The organism is Gluconacetobacter sp. (assembly GCF_047721585.1).
Classification (GTDB): Bacteria; Pseudomonadota; Alphaproteobacteria; order Acetobacterales; family Acetobacteraceae; genus Gluconacetobacter; species Gluconacetobacter dulcium.
Genome location: NZ_JBDNXE010000044.1, coordinates 23,930 through 32,572, shown reverse-complemented (window position 1 = coordinate 32,572; position 8,643 = coordinate 23,930). Strand labels below are relative to the sequence as shown.

Annotated in this window: 7 protein-coding genes and 1 pseudogene; 2 read left to right on the top strand and 6 right to left on the bottom strand. The window is 60.2% G+C overall.

All coding sequences use genetic code 11. The annotated features are described in order from the left end of the window. Positions 1-107: 107 nt before the first annotated feature. Positions 108-617, bottom strand: a complete 510-nt coding sequence (locus tag ABF821_RS10185; protein ID WP_415529938.1) for a hypothetical protein — start codon at positions 615-617, stop codon at positions 108-110. Between the two features lie 249 nt (positions 618-866). Here ABF821_RS10185 and ABF821_RS10180 point away from each other — a divergent pair, with 249 nt between their 5' ends. Further along, positions 867-1,028 carry a hypothetical protein gene (locus ABF821_RS10180; protein WP_182974824.1) on the top strand — a complete coding sequence of 54 codons (162 nt, stop codon included), beginning with the start codon at positions 867-869 and terminating at the stop codon, positions 1,026-1,028. Between the two features lie 619 nt (positions 1,029-1,647). Continuing rightward, entirely contained in the window at positions 1,648-2,157 is a 510-nt protein-coding gene (locus tag ABF821_RS10175; protein ID WP_114727577.1) for a hypothetical protein, read from the top strand. A gap of 237 nt (positions 2,158-2,394) precedes the next feature. Here the strand turns inward: ABF821_RS10175 and ABF821_RS10170 are convergent. The 5 genes and pseudogenes from ABF821_RS10170 to ABF821_RS10150 form a co-directional block, all read right to left on the bottom strand. Then, positions 2,395-2,839 (bottom strand): annotated as a pseudogene (locus tag ABF821_RS10170) (IS5 family transposase); the annotation flags it as partial. Positions 2,840-2,984: 145 nt separating this feature from the next. Further along, a complete protein-coding gene (locus ABF821_RS10165) occupies positions 2,985-4,280 on the bottom strand; it encodes an NAD(P)/FAD-dependent oxidoreductase (protein WP_415529937.1) in 1,296 nt (431 codons plus the stop codon). A 190-nt stretch (positions 4,281-4,470) separates the two neighbouring features. Further along, positions 4,471-4,887 (bottom strand): Rid family hydrolase, encoded by a 417-nt coding sequence (locus tag ABF821_RS10160; RefSeq protein WP_415529936.1) that lies wholly within the window; start codon positions 4,885-4,887, stop codon positions 4,471-4,473. 23 nt (positions 4,888-4,910) lie between these two features. Then, on the bottom strand, positions 4,911-6,098 hold the full coding sequence (locus ABF821_RS10155) for a tyramine oxidase subunit B (RefSeq protein WP_415529935.1): 1,188 nt from the start codon (positions 6,096-6,098) through the stop codon (positions 4,911-4,913). Positions 6,099-6,178: 80 nt separating this feature from the next. Beyond that, positions 6,179-8,560, bottom strand: coding sequence for a TonB-dependent receptor (locus tag ABF821_RS10150; protein WP_415529934.1), 2,382 nt, complete (start codon positions 8,558-8,560; stop codon positions 6,179-6,181). Positions 8,561-8,643: the final 83 nt, after the last annotated feature.

The window sequence follows — 8,643 nt, the reverse complement described above, 5'->3', positions numbered from 1 at the left end:
AACTACTATGCAGCCCTTCAGATCATCGATATGGCTGCGTGACTCAAACCAATTAGCCTCCGGGAAACCCGGGACGCTTCAAGAGGAGCAAGCCCGGAGACACAATGTCAGAGTTTCTGCCTCATGTGATCACGTAACTCGTTGCACTTTTTAGCGTAATGCGAGGCTTTCGAGGCGGTGAAGAGATTGACACCCAACGCCCCCGCCAAAGAAATAAAGGAAAGGCTCGTCAGCATTTCGCCAGACAAGGAAAGCGTATCGTTATAGTGAATAGCCGAATACCACAGCAGACCAAGGCTCAATATAGCGCCAAAAAAGCCGAACACCCCAGTCGAGCGCATGAGAGAATCTTCAACACTCTCGAACGCGGCGGTCTCCCGCCACAGATCGAATAACTGTCGATCCACGGCCCCAACGGCTTCGGCGTGAGCGCTCTTTTCAACCTCCGTCCGCTTATGAGGATTCTTCCTGTGGATCTCCAGTTCTTCTCTCGCCTTGGCAAAGACGCGCCGCCGTTCCTTGATCGCGGGCAGGCTGATATCCACAAAACTCAATATAGCCACGTTGAGACCCGCGGATAATTGCGTGATCGCCTGAAAATCTCCCCAAGTCGTCATCCAGGTTGCGCCCTTTTTACCCACTTTACCTTATGAAGCGGAATTCATAATGAAAAATGCCCCCCAAAGGTAGTCAGGGGAACGCACACCTGCCCTTAATGATCGGTCGCGATTCATGGGCGCATTCCACCGCTGCCGGGCACCCGGATACCGACCATATTGGCTCCGCCCGAATTTAAGGCTTAACTCGCTCCCGGTCCGCGGATCGCGCGATCTGATGGCCGATCTCAAATCTGAAGGACGAACTCAATGGCGTTGCATCCAAAAGAGAAAGCCGAACAGATGGCAAAGGAACTCGGGGCCCAGGCTCTGCCGGAAGCCGAGAAGCGCTATGGCGTGGCGCTGGAAATGCTGGACCTCAAGGAACAGGGCTTCTGGCTCGACGTGATCGAACACATCAAGACACAATAAAACCACCTCCCTGGAACCGCCCCGGCCACACAGGTCGGGGCAAATCCTGACCTGCATAGCGGCCATTGAAAAATGGCTCCGTGCCCCCGTCGGCAGGCTGCCGTGCTGACAGGCATATGCGGTTGCCGCTCTTCGCGCGCGCCAGATGCGTCTGCTCTGGGTCACACTCCCTGCCACGAGCCCGCCTTGTCGGCTGGGTCGATCGTGCGGTTGCCTCAAGGGTTTGCCAGCGTCGATCTGCCAGCGTCGCGCCGGACGATGCAACAGGGTCAGGATACCCTCCGTTCCGGCCCACGATCCTGCCATCCCGTTCTCACTGTTCGGTCCAATCAGGCAGCCCCTGCGTGCGCGATCGCCAAATCGTCCAAAAATTCATCCCATTTCCCAATCACCACCTCGGATCTTCATCTTTCCGGCATCGTCGAACCATCATGAATGGCGGCTGGCCTCGACGGTCAGAGCCAATCTGGAAATACACATTGGCAGCGGCTCTCTTTCGGACCGGCGCGTAGGTATTTGATCCTTATAATGGCAGATGCGCGTTCCTCTTACTACCTGTCGTGGGCATCGTTCATTAACTCTGTCCAGTACCGATACAGGGAAAGAGGACTCAACCCAGATGACGACTTGGGGAGATTTTCAGGCAATCGCGCAATTATCCGCGGGCCTCAATGTGGCTATATTCAGCTTCGTGGACATCAGCCTGCCCGCGATCAAGGAGCGACGGCGCGTCTTCGCCAAGGCGAGAGAAGAACTAGAGATCCACAGAAAGAACCCCCACAAGCGCACACCGGAAGAAGAGAGCAAGCACACCGAAGCCGTCGGAGCCATAGATCGGCAGTTATTCGATTTATGGCGGGAAACAGCCGCGTTTGAGAGCACTGAAGACTCTCTCCTGCGTTCAACGGGAGTATTCGGTTTCTTCGGTGCCGTATTGAGCCTTGCTCTTTTGTGGTATTCAGCCACGCATTATGACGACACGCTTTCCACATTCGGCGAGAGTCTGACGAGCCTCTCTTTTATTTCCTTGGCGGGCGCATTGTGCGTCAATCTCTTCACCGCCTCGAAAGCCTCGCGTTACGCCAAAAGATGCAATGAATTGCGCGAACGCATGAGGCAGGAACTTTGACTCCGAAAGTTTTCGTTCGCCAGACAAGACGCCCGGTCAAGATTGCCGTTTCGCCCGCCTTTCATGCGACCTATCCACAGTCTTACCACCATCGACTTGCTAACTTGCGCCGTCTCGACCCTGGCCGCCTCGCCAGAGGTCGCAGAGGCTGCTTCAAACGTTCGACCGATCACCACATCCCTGCGTCGGAGTTGCGACCCTGCCGCGCCCTTGCCCGCCAGGAACCGCTAGGGTCTGTTATGGCTTGATCCAGTCTGCTGCGGCAGCGATGTGGACGACGGCGAGGAACGATGTTGCTGTTTTTTCGTATCTGGTTGTGACAACGCGCGACTCCTTGAGGCGAGCCCAGAAGTTCTCAACGAGATGCCGGCACCGGTAGGACCCATTTTGGGCAGGCGACCGCCCCACCGCGTCGTTTCGCAGGAATGGCGGGCCGGGCTCCCATGTCCCATATCCGTTCACGAAAGGCGTTCGACGCGTAGCCCTTGTCCGCCACGACCCACAGGGGAATGGCGGGAAGGCTGTCGAGCATGGCTGGTGCCAGGGACAGTTCATGAGCATGTCCCGGGGCCAACGCAAAACCAAAGGCTTTTCCATGTCCATCAGCGATCACGCAGACTTTCGTGCCATAACCGCCGCGAGAGCGACCAAGTGCTTCACGATCGCTGCTATCGCGCGCCGCAGATCATGGGGCGGCGTCTTGCCTCGTGGGCGAACCGCCTCAATCAGAGGTTCCCAGATCGCCCATGTCTCGTCCGTAAAAGTGCCTGTTCCGTCTCCTTCTTCCATCCCTACAATATGGGAAGAATTTCAAGATCTAACAGACCCTAGGTAAAACGGTCAAGGCGATAGGGGGTAGCCTCGACGATCGGGGCCTGTCCCGTCAGCAGATCGACAGCCAACGCGCCTGCGGCGAGAGACGTGCCGAACCCGTGGCCGGAAAAGCCCGACGCAAGCGTAAGCCCCGGCATTTTCGTCACCGCGCCGATCACGGGAAGAGAATCAGGCGTGATATCCATGGTCCCCGCCCAGCTCTGCGCGACGGCCGCGTTGCCAAAGGCCGGCCATGCCCGCACGAGATTGTCCATGGCCTCGGCAACCAGCGCCGCATTCGCAGCAGGGTCCTTGACGCGCACGCGCTCGAACGGCGAAACGGCGGCCTTGTCCCAGCGGCGCGCCAGCATAAGGTCTTCGACGAACTCGCGACCGATCCCAATCCGCAGGTTCCCGATCTGCTGACGTAATGTCGGCAGATAGCGCATCCCGATCCGCAGATGGTCCAGTGTCAGGGGCGCGTCCAATGCACCACGTTGGGTAATGGTGTAGCCACCATCCAGCCGTTTGCGGAACGAGAAATCGGGTGCTCCGACAGCGATCTCGCCCATACCGTCCAGAGGGCTCGTGCGCAAAGCCGAGCAGACCAGCGGCAGGGTCGGCAGGCCGATCCCCAGATTTCCCAAAAAACGCCGGGACCACAGGCCCCCGGCAAGCAGAACCTGCTCACACCGCATTTCGCCGCGCTCGGTGACGAGGCCCTTGACCTGTCCCCCCTCCATGGAGAGCGTGCGTACGGCACATTGTTCGACGATGATCGCGCCATGCCTGGTCGCCGCACGGGCGATCGCACTGGCCGCGCGTGTCGGCTCGGCACGCCCGTCAGAAGGGGTGTAGATGCCGCCAGCCCAGGTCCGCTGGCCATGCGGCACCAACATATCGATCTGGGGTGCCGTCAGCAGGCGCGAATCAAGCGACAGGTCGCGAACGGAGTCGAGCCAACCCCGATGCATGTCCATCTCGGCCTGCGTCCGGGCCAGATACATGATACCCGCCTGCCGGTAGCCGACATCCTCGCCCACCCGCGCGGCGAGGCCGGCCCACAGCCGGTCGGCCACGCAAGCCAGGGGAACATCGGCGACCGACCGACCCATCTTGCGAATCCAGCCCAGATTGCGGGAGGATTGCTCGCCCGCCAAACGGCCCTTTTCCAGCACGACGACCGGAATACCGCGCTCGGCGAGCACAAGCGCCGCCGTCAAACCGACGATCCCTCCCCCGATGATGCCGACGACGGTCGAAGACGGAAGATCCTCCGAGGTCGGAACGGGAGACACGACTGGAGCCATGGGAACAAACCTCGACGACAGGAAAGGAAAGACACGGCGTGGTGACAGCACGCCTTCAGAGCCTGACCGAAAATGTGGGCTGGCGAGCGAGAGCGGCCCGTGTCGGGCCGCGCCCGACAGGTGTTTCCGAGCACCGAAGCGCAGGAAACACGCGTTGGATCGCCACCAGCGCGCATTTTCGGTCAGGCTCTCAGATCACCACGCTCTCGACCGGCATGCGCGATGCGCCGCGAAAGGCGGTGACTTCGAGTTCGACCTTGTAGATCGTGCTCCCCAGGGGCGGGCAGGTCACGGTGGCGGCCGGACGACTGGTCCGGAAGCTTTCGCCCACCACGCCCATGACGATCGGCACATCCTTCGGGTCCTGCACGAAGATGCGGGCGGCCACGATATCCGCCAGATCGGCATCCACGGCCTGAAGAGCACGCGAGATATTGGCGAAGACCTGAATCGTCTGGTCGCGAACATCCTCCGGCATTTCCTGTGTCTGTGGGTCCCGCCCAGCGGTATTGGACACGAAGATCCAGTCACCGACGGCAACGGCGCGCGAATAGCTGCCCATTGCCTCGTATATGGACGCCGTGGCGACCTTGCGTATCGTGGACATGATGTTTCCTTTCGTTGCCGGCATCAGGCCAGGACCGGCCGGTCCCAGAGATTGAGCGTGACGCCGATTCCGTCGCGGATCGCGTTGCGGTAGATGACCGTGCCCCACGCCACATCCTCGACCGGCATGCCGCCGACAGACATGATGATGATCTCGTCGTCATTGCGCCGTCCCGGCGCGTCACGCGCAACGATGCCGCCGATATCCTCCAGCTCTTCCCTGGCCATGCGTCCATCGGCAATCATGTCCATGAACTTGCAGCCGATCATCGGCACCGTGTTATGGAGCGGGTGCGGAATTTCCTCATACCAGGCATCATACAACCCGATATTATCGACGACTTTCCGGACAGTCTTATCTTCCAGACCGGAATCGATATTGCAGAGCGACGGCATGGCCATAAACGCCCCCGGCTTGACCCAGCCACGCCGGACGATGGGATAGGTCCGCGCGTCGCCCGCACTGCCGGACGTGCAATAACTGACGATATCGCTGTCCCTCACCACGTCCTCATCCCTCTCAACAACCGTAATCTCGCGGAGCTGCGGATAGGTTTCGCGTGCCCAGGCACAGAACGCCGCGAGACTCGCCTGTCCCCGCCCCTTGATTCTGAGCGTATCGATCCCCGGCCGGGCCACGATGCAGGCACTGAGTACGGTGCGCGCCATCACCCCCGGACCGAGAATGCCGATGCTCCGCGCATCGGCCCGTGCCAGATGGCGCGCGCCCACCCCGGGGATCGCGCCGGTGCGATAAGCGGACAGCAGGTTACCCGACATCAGGGCCAGCGGCGCGCCGGTATCGGTATCATTGAGCATGAACATCAGGATGGAACGGGGAAGACCCTTCTCCCGATTGGCGATGTTCGATCCGTACCATTTCATGCCCGTTGTTCCGAACCGGCCACCCAGATAAGCCGGCATTGCCATGAAGCGCCGATCCGGCGTCGGCTTCGGCATCGTCGGAAAAGGCGAATGTGCGGGAAAGCTGACCATGGCGCCGTGGGAATCGCTGTTGGGGCCGGCCATACGGTAATCGCCAGCGTGGAGAAGGGCGAACATCTCCTCCATGGTATCGACGCAGCCAGCCATGTCGGCCACGCCCGCGCGCAGCATGTCCTGTTCGGAGAGATAGAGGAAATCGATGCGTGGAAGCCCCTGCCCCACCGTCGTCTCCGACAGGGATACAGAATCCTGTTCCGTCTTCATCATGAATGGATATCTTTCTTTTATACGCGGCACAGAGTCGCACATGTCCGGCGGCGCCGGTCCATGCGGCGCCGCGACGGACATCAGAAACGGGCGGACAGAGTCCCGAAGAACTGCCGGGGCGCACCGACGAACACCGTCGGCAGATCGCCCGCCATCGGAAAGCCTGCAACCCCCATGCCGCCGATATAGGTTGTATTAAACAGGTTATAGATATTGAAAGAGGCTTTCAGATTACGGAGCACGCCGATCGCACCGAAATCGTATGAAACGCCAAGATTGGCCAGCCAGTATGACGGCACATGCGCGTCGTTCATATAAGACAGAGGACGACGGGACAGATAGTTCACGTTGAAATTCAACATGACATTCCGGACCTGATAACTGATACCCGCTTTGTACATATATTTTGGATAGGCAACCTGGTTCTTTCCGTTCAGATTGTAATATTCGCCGCCATACATGGTGCCGCCCTGGTAGCGCGCATCGGCATAACTGAACATGTTGTCGATCGACAGGTTACGAATCGGACGGATCGTCAGAGCCGCATCCGCGCCATCGGTCGTCTCCGACCCCACATCGGAATAGGAATTGACAAGCTGGTAAACCGGCCCCGTCGTGACGGTAAGGGCACGATTGTAATAATGAATATGAAAATAATCGACGCTGGCCGAAAGCAGGTCGGATGAATAACGATAGCCCACGACATAGGTCCAGGTGCGCTCGGGACGCAGGCCCTGCCTGCCCTGCTGGAACGCCTGCTGGTTGGAGTCGCCCCACAGGCCCGAGGGATTGCTACCCCAGATGCTGTAAGGATAGGTTTTCATATTCTCGGCGATATCGACATAGAATTCATGATTCAGGATCGGGTGCCAGCTCAACGAGACGTGCGGCAGGAACGCATTGGACGCGGTGAGCGACCCGGAAGGCAGCGCATCCTGGCCGCTATAGGCGGTATTGTTATAAGACGCGCCGCCGTGCGTCGTCTGCGTCAGCGAACGGAATCCGGCGAGAAGCCGCAGATCGTCCCTGATCTGCCATTCGTCCTGAAGATAGAACTGAAACAGATTGGTGCTGAAGGAACTGGCCCATGCGGTCGCATAAGGCCCGACAAACGGCCCGGTTGCCGAGCGGACCGGCCCTTCACCCGGATAGGGCTGGGCGAACAGCCGCTCCGGCATGTCCGACGTCTCGTTCTCGAACCAGAATCCCGTCCGGATGGTGTGACGGCCCAGCGTGTAATGAAAGCTCTGGATACCGCCGATACGTCGCGTGTTCATCATGATGACGGACTGGGAGAGGCTGGCCCCGTTCGGTGAGGGAATGGTGGCCGAAGCCTCGGAATCCCCGCTACCCACATGCGCGTACAACAGGGTTGTGGATGACAGCCGCGACGTCAGGTCTTCGTTCAGCTTCAGATAGGACAGATAGTTCCGCTGGATGGTCGCCGCGTCGTAATAGGTCGCGAACGCCTCGTCCGCGCCGTTGCCCAGTGCCTGCACCGCGGGCGTGTAAATGCCGTTCGCGGCATCATAGGCTTCCTGATAGTTCGGGGTCAGATAGCTCCAGTCCTTCCCCAGCCGATTCACCATGTTCATGCTCATGTTCAGGTAGTTGTTCTGGTTGTAGTTGGACCAGCCGAAAAACCCCGTGAGCGTCCCATGCGGACCGAGCGGCTGGACGAGCTTCATATTGGCCTGCTGCTCGGTCTGATGCCCGTACCCCTTCCACAGCTTGTTGTCGGTCCGGGCGTAGGCGACGTAGAATCTGGTCCCCGCCGGGTTGAGCACACCGCTGTCAAAGCGGCCGAAGGTCCGGAAATTGGCGTTGCTGCCAAAGGTCTGGGAAATCCGTCCCCCCATCCTGTTCTCCGGATCGGCGGTCGTGAACTGGATCGCGCCCCCCAGATTCTCCGCACCCGGCACGTCGAGCGCGCCCGCGCCCTGCGAGGCGCTGACCGTCGCGATATTGTCCTGGATCACTGCCTGATTGATATCGAGACCGTTGCCGGAAAAGAAATACTGGTCGCCCAGCGGTACGCCATCCATCGCAAAGGCAAGCTGGTTCTGGCTGAACCCCCGCATGTAGGTGGTATTGGCCAGGCTATCCACACCATACGGGTCGTCCGATGCGAAAGAGACGCCCGGCGTGGTCATGGCAAGCGCCTGAAGCGGGCTGGAGCCCGGCACGAAGCGATCCAGCGTCGTCCGGGTCACAACCTGCTCCGCCGGACTGTGCGCAAGCCGGCGGGTACTGACGGTCAGGGTTTCCGCCGTCCTGGCAGGGGGCCGGAGCGGGGTCCGTGTCCGTGACGGCGCACGCCGCCCGGCACCAGCACCAGCACCAGCACCAGCACCGGCACCGGCACCGGCCGGATGCGATGCCTTGACGGCATGCCGCGACACCGGCTCGGCGCGCGCGCCGGACACGGCCAGCACGCTGACACCAAACAGGAACAGCGCCATCGTGGCTCTCTCCCGACGAACGAACGGTTGGGCATGCCGGATGCCGGCCGCGGACGAGGCGACAGGCCCCCGGTTGCAAGGCT